This window comes from Salinicoccus halitifaciens (genome assembly GCF_021026095.1).
Lineage (GTDB): Bacteria > Bacillota > Bacilli > Staphylococcales > Salinicoccaceae > Lacicoccus > Lacicoccus halitifaciens.
This window is the reverse complement of sequence record NZ_JAJNCU010000001.1, coordinates 39751-61561: the sequence shown is the minus strand read 5'-3', so window position 1 is coordinate 61561 and position 21811 is coordinate 39751. Positions and strand designations below refer to the sequence as shown.

19 protein-coding genes are annotated in these 21811 nt (G+C 41.7%); 5 read left to right on the top strand and 14 right to left on the bottom strand.

Translation table 11 applies throughout. From position 1 onward, the window contains the following. Nucleotides 1–88: 88 nt before the first annotated feature. Nucleotides 89–247, bottom strand: a complete 159-nt coding sequence (locus LPW40_RS00275; RefSeq protein ID WP_230820248.1) for a hypothetical protein — start codon at nucleotides 245–247, stop codon at nucleotides 89–91. Between the two features lie 106 nt (nucleotides 248–353). Further along, entirely contained in the window at nucleotides 354–2054 is a 1701-nt protein-coding gene (locus LPW40_RS00270) for an ABC-ATPase domain-containing protein (RefSeq protein ID WP_230820246.1), read from the bottom strand. 460 nt (nucleotides 2055–2514) lie between these two features. On the opposite strand from LPW40_RS00270, the gene LPW40_RS00265 reads away from it, so the two are divergent. Both LPW40_RS00265 and LPW40_RS00260 read left to right on the top strand, forming a co-directional pair. After that, nucleotides 2515–3336 (top strand): hypothetical protein, encoded by an 822-nt coding sequence (locus LPW40_RS00265; RefSeq protein ID WP_230820245.1) that lies wholly within the window; start codon nucleotides 2515–2517, stop codon nucleotides 3334–3336. A 75-nt stretch (nucleotides 3337–3411) separates the two neighbouring features. Next, the gene (locus LPW40_RS00260; protein ID WP_230820244.1) at nucleotides 3412–3585 is read left to right on the top strand and encodes a hypothetical protein; all 174 of its coding nucleotides are present in this window, start codon (nucleotides 3412–3414) and stop codon (nucleotides 3583–3585) included. A gap of 352 nt (nucleotides 3586–3937) precedes the next feature. Here the strand turns inward: LPW40_RS00260 and LPW40_RS00255 are convergent, their stop codons facing one another. The 8 genes from LPW40_RS00255 to LPW40_RS00220 are packed head-to-tail and all read right to left on the bottom strand — an operon-like array spanning nucleotide 3938 to nucleotide 11731. Then, entirely contained in the window at nucleotides 3938–4765 is an 828-nt protein-coding gene (locus LPW40_RS00255; protein ID WP_230820243.1) for an SDR family oxidoreductase, read from the bottom strand. Then, complete coding sequence (gene uxuA / locus LPW40_RS00250) at nucleotides 4762–5829, bottom strand: mannonate dehydratase (RefSeq protein WP_230820242.1); 1068 nt, start codon at nucleotides 5827–5829, stop codon at nucleotides 4762–4764. Before uxuA (LPW40_RS00250) ends, LPW40_RS00255 begins: the two co-directional genes overlap by 4 nt. Nucleotides 5830–5841: 12 nt before the next feature. Then, a complete protein-coding gene (locus tag LPW40_RS00245; RefSeq protein WP_230820241.1) occupies nucleotides 5842–6852 on the bottom strand; it encodes a zinc-binding alcohol dehydrogenase family protein in 1011 nt (336 codons plus the stop codon). Nucleotides 6853–6866: 14 nt separating this feature from the next. Continuing rightward, a complete protein-coding gene (locus LPW40_RS00240; RefSeq protein ID WP_230820240.1) occupies nucleotides 6867–8141 on the bottom strand; it encodes a TRAP transporter large permease in 1275 nt (424 codons plus the stop codon). Then, complete coding sequence (locus LPW40_RS00235) at nucleotides 8138–8611, bottom strand: TRAP transporter small permease (protein WP_230820239.1); 474 nt, start codon at nucleotides 8609–8611, stop codon at nucleotides 8138–8140. Before LPW40_RS00235 ends, LPW40_RS00240 begins: the two co-directional genes overlap by 4 nt. 57 nt (nucleotides 8612–8668) lie before the next feature. Then, a complete protein-coding gene (locus tag LPW40_RS00230) occupies nucleotides 8669–9718 on the bottom strand; it encodes a TRAP transporter substrate-binding protein (protein WP_230820238.1) in 1050 nt (349 codons plus the stop codon). After that, the gene (locus tag LPW40_RS00225) at nucleotides 9715–10752 is read right to left on the bottom strand and encodes an Ldh family oxidoreductase (protein ID WP_230820236.1); all 1038 of its coding nucleotides are present in this window, start codon (nucleotides 10750–10752) and stop codon (nucleotides 9715–9717) included. Before LPW40_RS00225 ends, LPW40_RS00230 begins: the two co-directional genes overlap by 4 nt. Next, nucleotides 10742–11731 carry a LacI family DNA-binding transcriptional regulator gene (locus tag LPW40_RS00220; RefSeq protein ID WP_230820235.1) on the bottom strand — a complete coding sequence of 330 codons (990 nt, stop codon included), beginning with the start codon at nucleotides 11729–11731 and terminating at the stop codon, nucleotides 10742–10744. Before LPW40_RS00220 ends, LPW40_RS00225 begins: the two co-directional genes overlap by 11 nt. Before the next feature lie 120 nt (nucleotides 11732–11851). Here LPW40_RS00220 and uxuA (LPW40_RS00215) point away from each other — a divergent pair, with 120 nt between their 5' ends. The 3 genes from uxuA (LPW40_RS00215) to LPW40_RS00205 are packed head-to-tail and all read left to right on the top strand — an operon-like array spanning nucleotide 11852 to nucleotide 14555. Further along, complete coding sequence (gene uxuA, locus LPW40_RS00215; protein WP_230820234.1) at nucleotides 11852–12910, top strand: mannonate dehydratase; 1059 nt, start codon at nucleotides 11852–11854, stop codon at nucleotides 12908–12910. Then, nucleotides 12907–13545 (top strand): bifunctional 2-keto-4-hydroxyglutarate aldolase/2-keto-3-deoxy-6-phosphogluconate aldolase, encoded by a 639-nt coding sequence (locus LPW40_RS00210; RefSeq protein ID WP_230820233.1) that lies wholly within the window; start codon nucleotides 12907–12909, stop codon nucleotides 13543–13545. The genes uxuA (LPW40_RS00215) and LPW40_RS00210 overlap by 4 nt, the downstream gene beginning before the upstream one ends. A gap of 2 nt (nucleotides 13546–13547) precedes the next feature. Then, nucleotides 13548–14555, top strand: a complete 1008-nt coding sequence (locus LPW40_RS00205) for a sugar kinase (RefSeq protein WP_269063138.1) — start codon at nucleotides 13548–13550, stop codon at nucleotides 14553–14555. A gap of 911 nt (nucleotides 14556–15466) precedes the next feature. Here the strand turns inward: LPW40_RS00205 and LPW40_RS00200 are convergent. From LPW40_RS00200 to LPW40_RS00185, 4 genes are all read right to left on the bottom strand, one after another. Next, nucleotides 15467–17140 carry an LPXTG cell wall anchor domain-containing protein gene (locus tag LPW40_RS00200; protein WP_230820232.1) on the bottom strand — a complete coding sequence of 558 codons (1674 nt, stop codon included), beginning with the start codon at nucleotides 17138–17140 and terminating at the stop codon, nucleotides 15467–15469. Between the two features lie 173 nt (nucleotides 17141–17313). Continuing rightward, nucleotides 17314–19323: a hypothetical protein gene (locus LPW40_RS00195; protein WP_230820230.1), complete on the bottom strand. Its 2010-nt coding sequence runs from the start codon at nucleotides 19321–19323 to the stop codon at nucleotides 17314–17316. A 186-nt stretch (nucleotides 19324–19509) separates the two neighbouring features. Further along, nucleotides 19510–20403, bottom strand: a complete 894-nt coding sequence (locus tag LPW40_RS00190; protein ID WP_230820229.1) for an NAD(P)/FAD-dependent oxidoreductase — start codon at nucleotides 20401–20403, stop codon at nucleotides 19510–19512. Between the two features lie 200 nt (nucleotides 20404–20603). Then, nucleotides 20604–21800, bottom strand: coding sequence for a 2-methylaconitate cis-trans isomerase PrpF family protein (locus LPW40_RS00185; RefSeq protein ID WP_230820228.1), 1197 nt, complete (start codon nucleotides 21798–21800; stop codon nucleotides 20604–20606). Nucleotides 21801–21811: the final 11 nt, after the last annotated feature.

The following is a 21811-nucleotide window of genomic DNA, read 5'->3' as shown; positions in this document are numbered from 1 at the left end:
GAACCATTCGGTTTATTGGTACCAGCCTCCCAGGCCTCCACTGGTTTTTAGATACACCTAACAATACAACCAATAAGCCCTGGGATAACTACAGCTTCTTTCTCATAGATTTAATTTCTTCAGCTGAATAGTGAGTTCTTTCTTTGAACTTGATTCTCCTGATCCGTACATCCCTTTTGCCTTCAGCATGAAGTATTGCCTCATCCAGACCTTTATCCAATGATTCGAATAAATTAAAGTCTTTCATATTCATGTCCTCTTTTTATTTACTATAAAAATACCGCCTATTTAATAAGGTGTCGAGAATTAAAGCATAGAACTCTTCTTATTTAAAGAAAAACCCTTCAAAATCATCACTTTGTCTTCAATCCCCTATACCTGTTCACCGCAGCAATAAACTCCTGTTTTCTCGGGAGTGCCATATTGCCCGGATGTCCCCCGAATGGAGAAATGCCGTCCAAGCCCTCCTTTTCAATATGAGCATATATTTTGTCGGCCGCTTCAGATATCGTGACCCTATCATCCAGCACTTCATCCTTGAAGTATGCGATCATTGCCGTAATCGCATTCGTCTGGCTTGTATCGGTTAATTGCTCGAGCCCGGAAATATCGATTGTTTCCCTGCCGTAGAGGATGGTATGGAGACCCTTAGACTTCAACCTGCCATCCTTGCCCCTTTTGGCAAAACTCTTCTTGAATGGTGTGCGGTCAGGCAGTGCTCCGAACTCTTTATGTAAAGTATCCGGTCTTCTGTAGCCGTCGGTATTGGCGATAGCCTTAGCCTCCTTGGTCACATCCTTCAACCGGTACTCATCCATCATGAGCACATGGTCGGCCGCTTCAAAGTAATCACCTGATCCGCCAACAATGAGTATGGTGGATACACCCTTCTCCTCATACAGCGCCCGGATCTTATCGGCGAACGGCGTGATCGGTTCCTTGTCCGGGGCGATCAGCTTCTGCATACGGGCATCCCGGATCATGAAGTTGGTGGCGGAAGTATCTTCATCAATCAGCATCAGTGAAGACCCTGCTTCCAACGCTTCCATCACGTTTGCCGCCTGTGAAGTGCTGCCGCTGGCATTTGCGGTTGAAAACTTGCGGGTATCCTTGCCGCCCGGCAGGTTGTTGATGAACGGTGCAATATCGACACCCGATACGCTGCGTCCGTCCTCTGCACGGATCTTCACCGCATCCGGACGCGTGAGCACCATTTCCCTGCCGTCGCCTGCAATATGGTGATAGACACCGCGCTCCAATGCCTCGAGCAATGTTGACTTACCGTGGTATCCTCCACCGACAATAAGTGTAATCTCTTCAGGAATCCCCATGCCCGTGATTTTTCTGCCACTCGGCAGTTCAATCTCCGTCTCCAGGCTTTCCGGACTCTTGAAAGGTACGGCATCCTGCATCGGCTTATCCGATACCCCGCTCTCCCTCGGCAAAACTGCACCGTCCGCAACGAATGCAATCAAATTCTGCTCCTTCATCACTTCCAGTATATGATCCTGGTCAAGCATCAGGGTGATCTGATCTTTCAAACCCTGTTGATCAAGGTTTTTGTATAATAAAGTCTCCACCGCTTTAGGCAGCATCTCACTGAAGATGGAAGCGGCTGCTTTGCCGAGTATCTTCCGGCCCGCAGCAGGGAGGCCGACTTCAATCCGGACTTCGATCTCTTTATCACCGATCACGACCGCAGTCCGCTCGAGCATCTCCTGGCCGCAGCGGTCGATGAATACTTTACCGTTCTTCCCCTGCCCTTTAGACTTTTTATTGAGCTGCTGGATGCTTTTATCGAAAGTCCGTATTAGAAAATCGGAAGCGGCAATCCGTTTGCTTTTTGAATCGAGCAGATCATCCGGGAGGTCTGCGGTTTTACGGTCGATGATGACTCGTATTTTGGACGGTGGCGCAAAGGGATCGACCTGCACATGATCGACGGCAAGATGGAACTTGCCGAAGTCATATCTCCCTTTAATCTGTTTGTACCTTCCATATGTCTGCCAGTCCAAAGACGTCAGCAGATGAATCAAATCCTGACTTGTCTTCATCTAATCTCCCTTTCACTATCATTGCTTAATGACTCTTTAAATCATCTATTTCCCTATTAACCTAACACATCAAAACCTATTCAAAAACCTCTCAATTATATTGATATCCCTCCATAAAAAATTATATGGCAAATACAAGTAAGTTCCAATTGACATTTACCCGGAGATGAAGTAGCATGACTTTTAAGAAGAATTTTCAGACTATTTAGTTTATTGAAAGCGCTTACCAGTACCTTCAATCTTTTGAGACTATTTTCCTTTTATGCAGGTGTTGCGGGCATAATGGCCGGTACCGGTTCATCAATGATCATCTCCTTCTTGTTCATAACCAGCTCCACTCCGGACAACTTCCCGCCAGGTGGGCTTCTCAGCGGTTTTATCATCAACTTGCGTGTTGTTATGTTGCTTGAACTGCTTAGCGATTATTTAAAATCAAAACAATGGACGGAGGTTTTTATTCATGCACACCAGCAGAGTACTCAAATCAGATGATTTTGGATTCGCCGTTAATAATCAAAAAGGGGATATTGAAGATATATTCCCGGGGTTCAGCCCTGCCGACCGGTTGGGCATCGTTGTGAACAGCGACACCGGTGCAATAGGTGCCAGTATATTGCTGACGGCAACGATAACTAAATTCTACGATTTTTACCGTCATCTTTTAGGGAATGAAGATGATAAACTGCGCATTTATCCGGAATTTTATATTTTTCATGTCGGCAAACAAAATATGGAACACGGCGCACTTGATGTCTGGCCGCCAAGCAATGAGGTGGTCCTGCAGGATGAGCCCGAGCAGATACTTTCAGCGATTAATGAACGCGGTATAACGAGGTTGATCGTCGAAGACCAGGAATTGATGCCGCCGATCCTTATGAGGGAATCCTTCAACAGCGCAAAGGTGCGCATTAAAACAGCTTTAGCCTTCTCACCCGAAGGCCGGGTGGATGATCATGACATTGAAGTCACCAACAACGCTTCAATAGAAGAATATGTTTTAATGACGATCAAGGAAGCGAAACAATATTCAGGAAAAGAATACGAGAAGGTGTTGAGCGCCTGGCAAGCATTGAGGGATGGCAGTAACTTTAAACAGACCTTCAGGTCTATCGATGTGATGGATGCCATCTGCATGCTGACGAGGAACACCGCCCTCACCATCACCACCAGTAAAAACATTGATACAGTCGTCGGTTCCGGCCCTGAAGACTTCGTGTTCTCACCGCATATACACGTGGATAAAGCTTTGGAAAGACGAAAGCAGCCGGTGACGGAGGGATAGTGATTAACAGTTCATAAACTAATAAACCTTTATTCTATTGATATAATATAACCAATAAAGATTGGAAGTGCAGAAATGGGAAAATTCATCGAAGGATCCAGAATTGATGAAGAAGAGTATGTTGAATTCAGCGTTTATTCACCTGAAGAGTTTATAAATATGCTAAACAATAATGATGATTTTATGAAAGTTCCAACAGAGAACAATACAGAAGACGCTGATTTAAGAGCTTACGAAGAATTCAGATGAAATTTCAGATGATTCAATGCCAGATTGAAATTGGGAAATCATATAATAATATAAGAAATTTAATTCTATTCCCCTAAAGTAATTTCAAATCAGACTTTAGGGGATTTTCTTTCATTTATATGATTTTCAACACTTTCCTCTTCAATGGCACTTCTTCTCGAAAGCAATAATTTCCATTCCATAGTACTTCTTCGCAAACTCTGCAAATATCAAACTTACTTCCAGTTCTTCAATTACTGCTGCTGTGTTCCGCTTGGAGTAACTACCTCTGTTTTTGATTACTTTTTAACCGTTTTAAAAAAAACACCTAACTCTCCATAGAGAGTCAGATGCTCATAATACTGTTCTAAAGCTAGACTCCAGAATACGCCATAAAACCACCATCAATAGGTACAACGATTCCGGTAACAAACTCAGATTCTTCATCATTTAACAACCACTTTACGGGACCTATCAAATCTTCAGGTTTACCAAACCTGTTCATTGGAGTATTATTCAAAATTTTCTTGGCACGAGCGGTATACTCCCCTTCTGAATCGATAAGTAAATCATAGTTTTGTTTAGTTATGAAAAATCCTGGAGCTATTGCGTTGACCCTGATATTAGCTTCACCATAATAAACTGCCAACCATTGAGTGAAATTATTGATGGAAGCTTTGCCTGCACTGTATGCCGGAACTTTTGTCATTGGCGAGAAAGCGCTCATTGAACTGATATTCAGAATGGTTCCACTACCTGATTCAACCATATCTTCCACAAAAATCTGTGTAGGAATCACCGTCCCCATAAAATTAAGATCCATGGCTTCAGAAAAGCTTTTCAGATCCAAATCTTGAAAGCCCTGGCCTTGCTTTGTGGCCTCTATGTGGGTCTCAAAAGTAGTGGATGCTTTTGGATTATTGCCACCCGCACCATTGAGAAGAATATCGCATTTACCTAAAACCCGATTGAATTCTTCTTTGGCACTCTGCACGGAATCCTCATCCAGCACATCACATCTTATAAAACGGACTTGCCCCTCATACTCGGACAGTTCTTTTTCAACTTCTTTGCCAGCTTCTTCGCCTCGAGATAAGACGGCTACATTTGCACCTTGTTGCACCAGGAATCTTGCCAAGGTCTTGCATAATATCCCGGTTCCGCCAGTAATTGCGATGTTTTTATTTTTGAAATAACTCAATGCTTTTCCTCCTTGATAATATGATCAATAATCCCATTCAAGTACATAATACCAAGTGCTCTATCGTACAGCCCATACCCCGGCCTGCATTTTTCATTCCATATTTGACGTCCATGATCCGGACGTATGTAATATTTATAGTTGTTCTTCTGCAGTATCTCAATGATAGATACGATAGGGATATTACCGTCACTCTCTCTATGTGAGGTTTCTATAAAATCCGTTTCATTCAGGTATCTAATATTTCGGATATGCGCAAAGAATATTTTATCGATAAATTCACCAGCTATTTCTTCCAAATCATTTTCCCGATTTGCTCCTAAGGAACCCGTACAAAAAGTGATTCCATTATGAGTGCTCGGATGGAGATTTATCACTTTCTTTAGATCATTTTTATCTGAAATGATTCTTGGCAATTCAAATAGAGACCATGGTGGATCATCCGGGTGAATTGCAAGTTTGATATCCAATTCTTCGGCCCTGGGAATTACAGCATCCAAAAAGTACTTCAGGTTGTTCCATAGATCCTCTTTCGTAACACTTCTATACTCTGCAAATAATTCTTGAATGATATCCAGCTTTTCTTTTTCCCACCCTGGAAGCTCAAATGTCGTATTGTCTTTCATATTCTTTATAAGTTCTGCAGGAGTCATATTGCTCAATATTTTATGTTCATAATGCATCGCCGTGGAGTTATCTTCCAAGGGCTTTTCCAAATCGGTTCTTATCCAATCGAAGACTGGCATAAAGTTATAGCAAATCACCTTAACACCGTGTTTTGAAAGCAAATCCATCGTTTTAATATACTTCTCTATATAGTCGTCTCTTGAAGTCTTACCCAACTTGATATCTTCATGTATATTCAGACTTTCAACCACTTCAGGATGAAAACCCTTCTTTTTGATTTTCTCTACTTCCTTTGCGATTTCAGATTCAGGCCAAATTTCGCCGACAGGCTGGTCTAACAATGTCCAGACTATCCCTCTCACGTTGGGTATTTGACGAATATCTTCCAATTTGATTGAATCATTTTTTTCTCCAAACCATCTGAATGTCATTTCCATAAAAGCACTCCCTTAGAACTTTATAAGAATCTTTCTGCTTGAGTTATCTTTAAATAATTCCAGGGCATCATTAATTTCTTCTTTATCTTTAATATGTGTAACAATTCCATCAACATCTATAAGATTTTTTTCAAGAAGTGAAATAATATAAGGGAACTGATCTGTCTGAAGTCTTGAACCTCTTACATCCAATTCTCCTTTTGTAATATCCACCTGGCTCACTTGTGCCGGCTTTTCCTCGAAGCCCAACACTACCACTTTGCCAGCTGGTGCACAGCTTTTGACCGCAGATTCAAATGTTGCATTCAAACCTACAGCATCCATAGAGACATTTACACCTTTATCTTCAGTAATTTTAAAGACTTCATCCAATAAATTGTTTTCTCCGATATTGATTGTATAATCTGCCCCTTTGTCTTCAGCAAACTGCAGTTTGTCATCATCCAAATCAGATACTATCACGGTAGCTCCTTTATGCTTGGCTATCAATAAACAACATAAACCAATCGTACCGGCGCCTTGTATGAGTACCGTGTCGCCTTCTCCAACTTCTCCTCTCAATGAAGCTTGAGCACCTATTGTGAGCGGCTCGGCGAGCACTGCTTTTTCGGGTGTTACCTCTGATGAAATCTTATGGAGTTTGTCACTTTCAATGACAAAGTATTCCTGCATACCACCGTCTCTGTGTACTCCATAAACTTGAAGGTTTTCACAAATGTTTGGTCGTCCTATTCTGCATGGCCTGCATTCTCCACAAGTTTTAATCGGTTCAAGTATCACTTGATCTCCCGATTCAAGATCGGACACATCTTCACCGACCTCTTCTACGACACCCATAACTTCGTGCCCGATGATTCGTGGATAAGTTGCAAAGGGATTATGACCTTCGAAAATATGGACATCTGAACCACAAAGTCCGGCATATATCACCTTAACCTTCACTTCATTTCTCTGAGGCTTATCTATTTCCTCAGCTTCAACGATCTGTATATCCTGAGGGTTTTTTACAAGTACTTGTTTCATTATATACACTCCTATTATTCAAATAAACTTGGTAAAAACAGTGTAATCTGCGGAACGAATGCAACCAGTAAGAGAACAATCAAACTTACTAACAAGAAAGGAATGAGTTCTTTACTCACGGTCAAAATCCCCACTTTCCCTATACTTGCGGCGACAAACAAACAGACGCCGACAGGTGGAGTTGAAAGGCCGATTACAAGTCCAAGTACCATTACTACACCAAATTGAACGGGATCCATTCCAATTTGTGAAGCTACCGGAAGCAGAACAGGGAATAAAATCACGAGTGCTGCAATTGTTTCCATAAAAGTACCAACTATAAGCAGCAGTAAAATAATCAGCAGAATCACGACTATATCATTCGTGCTGATGGAAAGAATCGTGTTGGCGACCAGCGTAGGAATCCCCTCGCTTGTCAGAATCCAACCGAAGAGGTTCGCGAATGCAACCAGCATCATTATTGATGCCGCCTGAACCATGGATTTTAGCATTACACTTGGCACGTCTTTTATATTTAAATCTCTATATATAAAAAGACCCACTAAAAGTGCATAAACTACAGCTATAATTGATGCTTCAGTTGGCGTGAAGAAACCACTGAGAATTCCATAGAGAATAATGACAACCATCATAATAGCCCAAAAAGCACCGAAGAAATCCTTGATGATCCCTGTTAATGGAACCCTTTCCCCTTTCGGATATCCCCTCTTCACTGATATGAGATAAGTAGGTATCATCAAACCAATTCCCATCAAGAAGCCTGGAACAGCTCCTGCAATGAACAGATCTCCTATAGAGACAGTAGCAAGTGTACCGACGATAATAAACGGTAAAGAAGGCGGTATAATCGGACCCACTACAGAAGAAGCTGAGGTGACCGCCGCTGCAAACTTAGCATCATATCCTTTTTTCTTCATCGCAGGAATCATTACAGAACCAATGCTTGCAGTATCTGCCAGCGCCGTTCCGGAAATGCCGGCAAAGCCGAGTGAAGCGCCTACGTTAGCAAGTCCCAATCCTCCCCTTATATGTCCAAGGAGGCTGTCCGCAAATTTTATAATTCTATCCGTGATTCCACTCGCATTCATCAAGTTTCCCGCAAGTATAAAGCCAGGAATACAGATGAGGACAAATGAATTGAGTCCACCAAACATACGTTGAGGCACGATATTAAGGGGTATCCCATTTACCAATAAGTAAATGATGGAAGATAAAGCCAAGCTGAATGCAATTGGAATTCTCAAAAACATAAAGAGAAAAAACAAACCGAATAATAATAACGCCATCATTTCAAATCCACATCCTTACTCAGAAGTTTTTCAATATAAAAGATCATTATAAAAAAGGACATGAAGAATATTGAAAGATGTATATAACCCATATGGAATCCAAGTGTAGAAGTCATCTGGCCCTGCCCGAGCAGTACAAACTCATATGCATAATATGAGATAACTAAGTTCATCCCAATTATTACTATGTAAGTCCCTCTTAAATAAATAGCCTTCCATTTTTCTGAAAAAAGTTCAAGTATAAAATCAATTCCCATATACTCATTCCTCACGACTGCCAACCCGGCTGAAGCTGCAATTGAATATAAAAAGAAATAACGGGTCAGTTCCTCAGTCCATACAAAAGAAAGGGGAGTGAAGCGTGTGATTATTTGTAATAAAACAATAAGAATCAAAGCCGTGAAAAATACAATTGTGAGCACTGAAAGTATTTTATCAAGTATACGAAATAAGCTTTTAATTAATTTCATAATTTCACCCTCAATATAGTAGAGGGAGGGATATCATTTCATCCCTCCCACCATTCTTTATTCTGTATCGATAATACGCTCGTAAAGGTCCAGTTGTTCCTCGTCAAGTGAATTTTCAATGCCTGGCTGCATAGCTTCCTGGAAAGCTTCTCTGTCCACTTCAACGAACTCCATACCTTCATCTTCAAGCATTTGTCTGTAATTCTCTATTTCCTCTCCAAGTAAGCCGGCAGCATATTCTTCGGATTCTTCAGCAGCTTCCATGACGCTTGCCTGCAGATCCTCTCCAATAGACTCCCATTGCTCGTTTCCGACTACAACATATATCCAAGAATAAACATGCTCTGTTTCGTTGACGTATTCTTGTACTTCGTATAGCCCTCCACTGTGGATAAGATCTACCGGATTCTCTTGACCATCAATGACATTTTGCTGTAACCCTGTAAATACCTCGCTAAAGTCCATAACTTGTGGACTTGCTCCAGCTGCACTCCAAGCATCCATGAAGAGCGGTACGTTCGGGATTCTCATGCTGAATCCACTGAGGTCTTCTGGTGATTCAATCGGCTCATTAGAAGTGAGGTTCCTTGGTGCTCTCTCCATATAAAATAATGGAGTCACTCCAACTTTATCAACGATATCTTCTTCAATTTCGCTGCCTACATCTCCTTCTACTACTGTCTGAAGATGTTCTGAGTCACGAATTGCATAAGGAGCAGCGAGCAAAGCAGCCTTTGGTGACCAGTTCTCCATGGACTCACCTGTAATGACCATATCGGTGTTACCTGCTCTGATACTATTGATGGTATCGACTTCTCCGCCCAGTTGGCTGTTTGGATAAATTTCAATATTTATTTGACCATCTGTTTTTTCCTCTACAAGTCTGGCGAACTCTTCTGATGTTGTGTGCCAAATATGATCTTCATTAGAGAGGTGTCCTAAGCTCCATGTAATTTGCTCTCCATCACCGCTTGCCTGCTCTTCTGAATCATTATCGTTGTCGGCTGTCTGCTCTTCTGTTTCCTCTCCTTCTTCTCCACCGTTCCCACATGCTGCTAAAGCTAATACCATAACTGATAATAAAGTTAACCATAAAAATTTCTTCATCTTTCTTCCTCCTCAAATAATATTTTGTAAGTATTTTCATTGATAACCACTTCATCGGATTCAAATGCTTTTTCCATCTCTATTTCTCCTGGTATTTTTACAAATGAACCATCAGTTGTGGGAATATCTTTTAATTCTGTTTCCATCTGTTTCAACATACTTTCAAACATCAAATTATTGCCGAACATCTTGGGATTGATCACTATAATACTTTGTGATAGGTTACGGTACCTATGCAGGTCTTCGTACATCGGCGGGATGTTAGTGCCATATGATTCATTGCCCAAAATTCCTGTAAGAACATCTATGGCAAATGCAAGAGCATATCCCTTGGGCCCACCGAAGTGTTTTAGATATTTGATATCATTTGGATTATTTGTCTCTTCTCCATCTGCAGTTGTGCCCCATCCGTAGGGGATTTCTCCTCCTGCCTCTTGAGCATGCAGGACTTTGCCCAATGCGACTTCAGTAGTTGCAATATCTATTATTGTTGGGTACTCCCCTTCACCCTTTGGAAAGCCAAAAGCAAGAGGGTTACTACCAAAATATGGGGCGCTCCCTTTGAAAGGAACTGCTATCGTATCCGTTTGGCTGAACATCATTCCAATATATCCATGTTCAGCGATTTCTTTGACGTAATAAGAGAGCGCGCCACAATGACTGCTGTTTTTAATCAATCCCATTACAATGCCCTGCTCTTTTACTTTGTCTACCGCATATTCTGCGGCTTCATGGACAATATAATGGCCCAGTCCATCGTCTCCATCACATACAAAGGAAGAGCCTGAAGTCATCTCTATATGTATATCAGGTCGAACATTTAAACCACCGTGTTCAATTCTTTTTAAATAGTGTTCAAGGCGCATGAGTCCATGCGAGGAAACCCCTCTCTGGTCTGCATGAAGCAGGACATCTGCAACTATGCCGGCAGGCCCCCTTTCCACTCCCCTGCTTACTAGTTTTTCTGTCGCTCTCTCCTTTGCCATCGGGATATCTACTGATTTTAAAATACTATCAACTCCTTTATCTCTCAATTAATTGAGGTGGGTATTCATTGATGAATTCATAGTTGTGTTCTTTAAACTTAATCTGTTGAAGTAAACAATCAAAAGCATTTTCAGATATGATTTCAATTGGCTGCTTGATTGTGGAAATTGGCGGTTGATATAACTGTGCCAACGGTATATCGTCTATTGATACCAGTTTAAACTTCTCTTGGATGGCAACTTCATTCTGACTTGCAAATCCCAAGAATTCTGCAAGGGCAAAATCATTTGCCAATATTACCCCATTACGCTCAATCGATAAATCTATTTCTTTCGAGATTTTCTGTGATAAGTCCTGAACATCATTTGCAATGATTGAGTGATCGATGGCAGACTCTGATTCTTTTTGTATAGACTTGAATGCCCTCATTCTTTCTATCCTGGGAGTGATGCTTTTTTCAAGGGAGGTGCTGATGTAATAAATCCTATCCAAATCATACTTCATTAAATAATCATATGACTCTTTAATCGCAGTAATGTTATCTAATTTAAAGCAAGGGATCTCCAATCCCTCAATATAACGATCGACGAATACTAAAGGAAATTTTTGTTCAAGCAGTTGACGATAGAGCGTTTCATTCCCAAAAGTTGGAAATATTATTAAACCATCCACTTGCTTGGACATTAAATTCTCTATATATTTCCTTTCTTTTTCAGGGTTATCATCAGCATTACAAATAATTAAATGATAACCGTTTTTATCACAAATATCTTCTATACTCCTGGTGATTGAAGTGGAAAAATGATGTAGTATATTGGCAACAATGATGCCTATTGTTTTTGTAGAACCGCCCTTTAAATTTCTCGCCAGATAGTTCGGCTTATAATTCAATTTTTCTATAGCTGAATCGATTCTTAACTTTGTAGATTCACTCATATAACTAAATCTCTTGTTCAAGTATTGTGAGACAGTACTTACAGAAACACCAGCTTCTTTTGCTACCTCTTTGATTGTAATTTTTTTCATGATATACTACCCTCGAGATTAATAAATCGGTTTACTAAATCGATTTGATATAATATTATCAAAAGTGAAAGCGTTTTACAATAGTGTTTTGAAAATTGTTATTATTCGGAGGAGATACCTATGGAAATGAGTTTTAGATGGTATGGTAAGGAGGATCCTGTCACGCTTGAGAACATTCGTCAGATTCCGCAGATGAAAGGGATTGTATCAGCCATTTACGACATTCCTGCAGGTGAAGTTTGGCCATATGAAGATATTGTGGAATTAAGAGATCAAATCGCAGCTCATGGTATGAGGTTGAATGTGATTGAGTCCGTCCCAGTGCATGAGGGCATCAAGATGGGACGAGGCCGTCGCGATGAATTGATTGAAAACTATAAAGAAACAATCCGCAATCTATCCAAAGCAGGAATCAAAACCGTGTGCTATAACTTCATGCCGGTTTTCGACTGGACACGGATCGAGCTTGATGCACCACTTGAAGATGGTTCCAATTCCCTGAAATATGATGAATCATTGATTAAAGACATAAATCCCTTGAGTGGTGAACTCACATTGCCGGGGTGGGACTTGTCCTATCAAACGGATGATTTAAAAGAAATAATGGATGCCTATCAGGACATCGATGAGAATCAACTTTTTGAAAATCTCATTTATTTTCTGCAACGTATCATCCCGGTAGCCGAGGAAGAAGACGTACTGATGGCAATACATCCGGACGATCCACCATGGAGCATTTTCGGCCTGCCACGCATCATTACAGGCGCTGAAGCGTTACGCAAATTATTCAAGGCCGTACCAAGTAAAAATAACGGTATTACATTCTGTACCGGTTCTTACGGGGCAAGCTCTGAAAATGATTTATTTGAAATCATTGATGTAGCTAAAGAGCGTATTTATTTTGTACATGCCAGGAACGTCAAGTGGACCGGTGAACGTTCATTCCAGGAAACTTCACATTCCATCCATGATGGTTCTTTAGATATGGTTGGTATTATAGAGAAGCTCGTCAAAGAAGGCATAAATGTACCAATCCGACCTGATCACGGACGAATGATCTGGGGCGAAACGGGCAGACCAGGATATGGACTTTATGATCGCGCCTTAGGAGCAACATATTTAAATGGCATTATTGATACACTGAGAAATCAAAATGAAATCCAGGAGGAAACGACATGAAAAAATTCGAAACTCTGAATAAAATTCATAAAAACTATCTGGTAGCTGTTGTGAGAGGGAAAAACTTTGATGACACTGTTAAGATGATAGACGCTATCATTAAAGGTGGAATTAGAAACATTGAAATCACTTACACAACACCGAAAGCAAGCGAGCTTATCGAACACTTTGCAGACACCCCGAACATTTGTGTAGGTGCCGGTACTGTAATGTCCAGAGAAACTGCTGATGCAGCCATCCGTTCCGGCGCAAAATACGTGGTAAGTCCGCATTTTGATCCGGACATCTCTGCACTTTGCAACTTAAACCAGATTCCTTATCTTCCGGGATGTACTACAGCAACTGAAATCACCCAAGCCTTAAAAAGTGGTGTAGATGTCATTAAAATCTTCCCGGGTGGTCTTCTCGGCGCTTCATACATGAAAGATATCAAAGGTCCGATTCCACATGTGAATTTGATGCCTTCCGGTGGTGTCAATAAGGAAAACATGGGAGATTGGATTAATAATGGTGCATTTGCTGTTGGTATCGGAAGTGCGCTTGTAAAAGGTTATGATGGCTCAAATCCTGAAGTCATTTCAGAAAATGCCAAAGCTTTTTCGACCAGATATAAGGAACTGACAGGAGGAGAATAATATTGAAATTCATTACTTTTGGCGAGATATTGATGCGCCTGAGTACAGATGTCTCCTCCACATTTAAAACAGCTGATCAATTCAACATCAATATTGGTGGCAGTGAAATGAATGTAGCGATGAGTCTTGCAGCTTCGGGAATTGAAACATCCGTAATCAGCACTTTACCAGATAATGGATTTGGATATCGTGTGATATCTCTTCTCAAGAGTAACAACGTTGAGACTGGAAATATCAAAATGCAAGGTTCCAAAATGGGTGTCTATTTTTTGGAACAGGGATTTAATATGCGATCTTCATCTGTTATATATGACAGAAAACATTCCAGCTTCGAACAGTCCGGTATTGAAGATTACGATTTCGAGAGCATCTTCGAAGATTATGACTGGTTCCATTTCAGCGGCATCACCCCCGCGCTCAACATCGAGCTACAGGCCATACTGCTCGAAGCATTGAAGACCGCTAAAAATAAGGGCATGACCGTCAGTGCGGATTTGAACTTCAGGGGCAACCTCTGGAGCTTTGAAGAGGCCAGGCGGACGATGCCGCAGTTCATCCATTACTGCGATGTCATATTCGGCTATGAGCCATTAGAACTGATCGAGGACGGCACAGACATCAAGGACGGCCTTCAACGCAATCCGAATGCTGATACACTCAAGCCGATTCTCGAGAAAATCAGCAGCCATTACAAGATCAAGCACATCGCATTTACCCAGCGCACGGTCATCCATTCCAACAAAAATATAATCAAAGGAATGATGTTCACTGACGGGAAGATTATCGAAACAGATGCATATGAAGTGGAGATTTTAGATCGGATCGGTACAGGAGATGCATATACTTCAGGAATCATCCATGGGCTGATGAATGGTTTAAGTCATGAAGAAACTCTTGATAATGCACTAGGCAATATGCTTTATAAGCATACAGTGAGTGGAGATTTTCTTGTTGAAGATATTGCCATGATGAATAAAGTCCTGCATGCTACCCAGGAAGTTAAAAGATAAGAAAGATTCCTTATAAACGTCTGCTACACATGCTACTAAGGAATCTTTAACAACAAAGAGGCCAATGAGAAATCTCATTGGCCTCTTAATGACAAGCTTGAACAAATTGGTGACCTTCGGAAGTTTTACCTCGATGGATCCTCACGGACTCACTGCTTGGAATGCATAGTCATCCTTCAATTTTCCTTTTTATAAACAACCCATATGAAATATAACACTCAAGCAAGCTCAGCCATTTTTTTTGAAAAACTTCTCACCACCCTGCAGTCGTGTAAATAGTTCGAGCAATTTCAATGATTTACTCATGGTTCATCTCCTGACCTTTAATGATTTGATGGTCAATTCAACTCTATTATATTTTTACGACAAAAACTGTCCACTCGTTTTTTTATACTTAAGGCAGATCATTAAAAAGAAAGTAAAACCATGAACCTTATCAATAATTCGCACAACTCAAAAAGATTTTCTGAAATTGAACTGAACACAGAAGAAAAGACGCTCGATATGTTCACCTGTTTTCTCAATCCACTCATTACTTATGTACTGAAAAAGATGAATCAAATTTATCCACATCCAGGGCAAGAACTATTTCAATTTCATGATCAGTTATGACATCTACATTATCATTTCCCTTATATTGCGATTCTGATTGGCGTTGTACCGTTAATCATCTGCTCAATCGCATTTTACGTCTATTCATTCATCGGCATGGCAAAGGTCAACCAAGGGGAAGATTACTTCGTACCCTTCTCCCTACAGTTTATGAAATGAATAAAACCCTATGTGCAGCATGCAAAACCTTCCCCTTTCAGTTACTTTTCTGTATACAAAAACCTTCCCAATACTATTTACTTTAGACAGGGAAGGTTTTTTTATTTCTCTTGGTTGATTAACAAGTCAATTCATTATTATCAGTTTTGTTTGCGTCTAGTGAAGAAGATGAATGCACTTCCCAAAACCATCATTACAGCAGCTGGAATGATTATGTTATTCCCAGCGAGGCCTGTATCAGGTAAAACTTCCTGAGATCTTGCTTCAGATGCTTCAGAAGGATTTACTGAAGTACTATCTGACAAAGCTTTTTTGGTTCCATCTTCAGTTGTCTGAGTAACAGCTTTTGTTACGTTGGATGTCTGAATTTGTCCTGCGTTCTTTGACTCCTTGACATTTTCTGTTGAATAACCAGTCACCAAATCCCCGCTTTCAGTCAAACCATTCTCTAAGTCATTATTTAGATTGGAACTTTGACCTGGGATCACCGGCTCATCCTCAACATTTTCTTCTTGTTGAAGAAGTTGATTACCATCGTTTTGATCATACTGCTCCCTTGATTCTTCGCCATGGTCAGTAGCTACTTGTCCACTTCCAGTGGAAGGAATGCTGTTGACATCATCTTCTGCGCTTTCGTCTTCACTTTCCGGTTGGTATGAATCGCCTAAATAAATTTGAATATCGTATAGATGACCTGTATAAGATTCACCTGATTCAAAAGTTTTAGTGCCGTAACCGGTGGAAACGTCAATATGTCCTAGAGTGAATTGTCCACCAAAAACATGCTCCATATTATATAAGGCATATCGAATGGAATCATCTATCGTTTCACTTGCAACATAAGAGTAAGGCGGAAAGATTCCGTTATCATGATGGATGGTTATAGTGCGCATGGCCTCTCTAGAGTCTACATCATCATAATAAGTTTCCATTACAGTCTCGTCAGTCATCACAAAAATCGTCAAGTTATTAAATGTCCTTGTGAAAGTCTCACCTTCATATTCCACTTCTTCTGTATAAGATTGAGGAATTATGTCTCTCACTGCTTCATAATCCATACTTTCCAGATATGACTCTAATTGCTCTTGATAGTTTTCCCCGTATAAAGTGAGTATTTCTATGATGTCATTACTACCCGCATCGAGGATACCGACAGCAGTAATCACTGTTTCTCCCTCATATGGATCTTCTTGTAGCTCATAATATTCTTCATATGTTTCGTCCCATTCTTCAGCAACATACTCTCCCTCTTGTGCAGGAGATGCATCTTCTGAATACCACTCTTCAGTTTCATTTTCTGAATCGCTTATAGAGAAATCATCTTCCTGTTGAGTTTGATTTTCTTGCAATGTTGTTTCTTGAAATGGCACTTCTACCTCAGATTCTTCAATGATTACCCCGGTATCTTCAGCATGACTTACAATATCTTCTTCCTGAGTTTGAGCTCCCTGAACCGACTCTTCTTGAACTTGCTCTTCTACTTCAGGTTCGTCGATGATTACCTCAGCATTTTCAGAGGCTATATCTTCATTTATTTCTGGGACTTCAACTAACTGATCTTCTTCGGTAAGAGTGTCTGTATCATCATTGCTGGTGTTGTCTCCTTCTGCAACTTCACCTTCAGAAATTTCATTTTCAGTTTCCACTGGCTCCAAATGAATTTCAGTTTCCAGGTTTAATTCTGTACTATCTCGAACTTCATTTTCAATATCTTCTGAAGCAGATACAGTCAGCGGCATTGTTACTAAGACAGATAGTGTGAGAACACTTGCCAGAGATGCTTTCTTCATATAAGAATTTCTTTTCTTGTTCAAATTAGTTCCTCCAAAATTTTCTTTATTGATATTTATGCATTAATTCATTTTAATTATGCTACAATTAAAAAAACTTATCAACAATATTTTTACTTTTAATATAAATATTGGAAAATAAGCCGCATTATTGGTTCAGAGTTTTATCTCCATAAGAGCAGCTGTCTAAAGTATTATCAATCCTCATCCAGCAGATCCCACTCTTCATCCTTGGTCATCAGCCACGCTGTCCCCGATAATCCGACTTCAATATAGATGGCATAGCCATTGCCCCTCGTGTGGTCATATATTGTCTGGTCTCTACCTGGCCCTGGTCCCAGCTCGGAATATTCCTCATAACTGAGTGTCGGTTCGCCATAGGCTGCGACGACTTCTTCATGTGGCACTCTTAAAATAACTTCGGTATCGGTGACAAAGTTCTCATCCGGATTGATGTGTTCGAAAGCTCCTGAACGTGTAGGGAAATATTGCGAATAAAGTATTGCCAAGTTATCGTAAACCGCAAATTCTGCGCCCTCCACTGCATAATACTCCTCAGGAAGACCGAGCAGGTTTTCAACCTCTGTCTGACTCATGCCCTCTTCTATTCCATCAAAAGTATACGGCTCAGGTCCTGCAAAGTACTCATTCATGAAATCTGGTGAAAGCACATCTATGGATGTCTCAATCGAGACTGGTTGATCCACTTCTTCAATCGAATCCACATCTTCCGCTTCAGCCGAATAAACCCATCCATCCTCTTCAGGCTCCCTATCACCATTGCCTTCTTCTACATACAAATGACCGTACTGGTCCATCAACATGACTTCATTATCGATTTCAAGTAGCGTGAACAGATTTTGGTACTCTTTATTATATGGTTGGTCGAGGAAGGGTTTCATAACACCTCTCGGTATTAACTGACCGGTCTCTTCTTTATATACGTAGTCTTCTATCGTAATCTCACGCTCGATGACCTGCTCGTAGTCTTTCAGGTCACGCTCGGTCTCATAAATCACTTCTTCCTCAATATCCAAGTAACGCGACTGCAACTTGCCGTCGATCACCATTTGCCAGCTGCCCATATAATCTTCGAATGCCTTATCTCCTGTTCCGAAAGTCCCGTTGAACTTAGCAGGAGTGTAAAGTGGTTTCTTAAAGCTGAATGTGTCATCATCTAATGAAGTGAAATTACTTCCTACTACTTCGAACCACTCATATGTTTCATTCCACTGATACAGATTCTTACTGATGATGCTCAAATCTGGAATATCATGAATCACATCCACTACAGCAAGGCTAAAATGTTCATCCGCCTCGTTCAACTTCATCGCCTTCTCCGGGTAGACCCGCCTAGACTCTCCAACGAGCCTTTGCCCTATCCGTGAATCATAATCATCAAGGAGACCATGTTCGATCATTAAATCCACTGATTCATTATCTTTCTCCCTGTAATTCAGAATATCTGATAAACCGCTGACTCTTTCATCAATCTGTACTGCGACATCTTCCTGCCAGACGATATCATAATAACTGCCGATTGCAGGCAACTGCCTAAAGTTACCTGTGTAAGCATCGAAACCATATACAAGGCGGCTGATGGATTGGTCGCCATTTCCTTCCATATAACCATAGCCCCTGGTGCTATCTATGACAATTTCAAGAAACCCATCGCCTGTAAGTTCAGCAACCGTCAAAATCGGCATTGGCTTCTCCACTGATTCCGCATTATACAGATATTCTGCGTATTTAGGATTACCCCTGTGGTCATAAATTGCCAGGATAAACGAAGCATGTTCACCTGAATAAGTACCATCCATCAGAATTTTTATTTCTTCTTCATTGCCGTCACTGTCGAGGTCGAATCTTTGAACGTAATTCTCCAGATTTTCCTCATTCACCACCGGATAATCATACTGATTCTTTTCTATCTCCAGAGCCAGGTCATTGGGGGAAATATCTTTTATGTATTGTACTGATGGTTGCTCCATATCTTCATAAGCAATCCATTCCTCCTCTTGCACTGCCTCCTCCACATCAGCCTCCTTTTCCTCAACTGCATTTTCCTCTGCGGCTTCGGCTGCATCCGTACTCTCTTCGCTTGAAGCAACTGTTTTTGATTCATCACTTTCGGCTTCATCAAAAACAATGTTGTTACACGCACCAAGAATAAAAGTCACACCTAAAATCATTAGTAAGTTTTTCATATTTTTCTCCTAATCGTTATTTGTTTTCAAAAGGAAGCATACATTGAATTCGAAATAAATATATTGTAATAATTATCCTATATTAAGAAGATATTTACAATAAGATTTAGTAATATTCCGAAATTTATATCAATTTAAAAAGGAATCCGTCTCCAGATTCCTTTAAAAATAGATTTAAATATCGCTTTAGAATTCTTCCTTCATCAACCCGATCATCATGCTTTTCGCGACATCGGCACCGCTTGCGGCAGCGTTGATCAGTTGGCTGGAGACGCCTGTCTTCGTTTCGCCAGCTGTAAAAAGTCCTTTCACCGATGTTTCACCGACTGGATTTGTCCTGAGTCCGCCGTCATCTTCCCTGTCCGGGTTCAGAGTCTCGAGGAAATCAAAATCGGTGTCCCATTTCATTTTGGCGAACATGCCTTCAACCGCTTCAGTCGTTCCATCTTCAAATTCGAGTTTTTCCAGCATGCCGTCACTGCCCACCATCCTGGAAACTGGTGATTCGCTGTAGTCAAATCCTTTATCTTTCAGCATTATCTTATCTTCATCATTCAATAGACTTTTACCGCCCGTGCATAGGATGAGGTCCTGACTCCAATTGGCAAGCAGCATGACCAGGTTGCTTGTGGAGTCTTCATCGGCCATGACGGCAATCCTCTTACCTTTCAGTTCATAGCCGTCGCACCACGGGCAGTAGAATGCCGAAGTACCGTAGAATTCATCAAAATTTTCGATATCCGGTGTTTCTTCCTTAAGCCCTGTGGCGAGCAGGACCTGACGGCTTTTGAATTCATCCGACTCTGTAGTAATAATAAAGTCCTCTCCGTCTTTATCGATATCCGTCACCCGGTCCTCCGTGAGCGATACATTGTCATACTTTAATACATCTTTTCGTGCCTTTTCCCTGAATTCGTACGGATTGATATCATCCTGTGTCAGGAAGCCGTTCGACACCTCAGCGACTCTGTTCCTCGGCTCGCCTGCATCGATGACGAGCGTCTCCTTCAATCCACGGCCGAAATTCAAGGCGGCACTGAGCCCTGCGGGCCCTCCTCCTATAACGATTACATCATACATATTTATTCCACCTTCATTTATATTGTCAAAGTCTGAGACTCATATCAGACTTTTATAATAGAATCTGTTAAATAAACCACATTCACATGTATATCACTTTCCCGATTTCTGGAAAAATAAAGCCCTTCACCACAAAAAAATCATATCCATTCAATATGGATATGATTTCCCTCATCTTTCACTTATGGTTTACTCTTTGATCAGGCGAGCGTCTTCTGCTGACTCTGATGCTCCTCACCCACCGGCGACTGCCAGAATATTTCCTTCGAAACATAGGCATTGCCTTCCATCAGACGCCTTGCGGTCCTTGCCGTTGCGGTCTTATGGAATACGACGGCATCCCCTGAGTCTTCAATGTCGACGACAAACTTCATCTTCCCCGTCGGGTGGCCGATCACGATATCACCGTCACTCTCCGTCCCGCTATAAACATCATGGACGACTGTCCCTTCAAGCTGCGTGGCACTGGCTGTGCAGAGTCCACCGGTCACGGGATAGGCTTTGTGCATCTTCTGCATTGACATCGCCCGTGCGGTGAGGCTGGTATCTTTCCCCTCAATCACGACACCCGCCTCCGATGTATAATCCATGCTTTTCGCAACCATGATGACTTTCGGGGAAGACGGGGTCTTCGCCACCGCTTCCGTCGGATCATCGACGAAGCCGAGCCGCTCGGCTGCGGTGCCGCGTATCCGTTCCAAGACTTCAAGGTGTTCATCGGAGAGCTCATGGCTCAACTCCCTTCCCGTCAGTCCGAGGCTTTCTGCCCGGACGAAGACGGCAGGTGCCGCAACATCGACAATACTGACTTCGATATCACCGTAATCACCGAGTGCCATAAACTCCTTCCTCTGCCCCGTCGGGAACAACTCACCGGTCTTGGAGCCCGCTGCATCGATGAAGTCGAGAGTGATCTTCGCCCCAGTGCCCGGCACGCCGTCTATCGCATAGTCACCGGTGATTGCCGCCTTGCCGTTCTGCACCGGCACTTCCGCATGGATTACCTTATCCGTATTCGTATTGTAGATCCTGACGCGGGTCACAGGTTCCGTGATTTCAACCAGCCCTTCATCTATCGCAAAAGGGCCGACACCGCTCAATATATTGCCGCAGTTGGAGTTGTAATCGACGACTCCGGTTTTCACATCGACCTGGCCGAATGTGTAATCGACATCTGCATCTTCCCTTCTCGATACACTGATGATGGCGACCTTGCTGGTCAAGGAGTTTGCACCGCCGAGGCCGTCGATCTGCCTATCGTCTGCACCGCCGAACATTGATGAAATGACTGCATCCCGCACCACGGGATCTGTCGGCAGCTCATTCTTCATTATGAATACACCTTTGCTTGTGCCGCCCCTAATGATGACGGAGCGGATCTTTTCAAATTCATGCATGGTTTACTCTC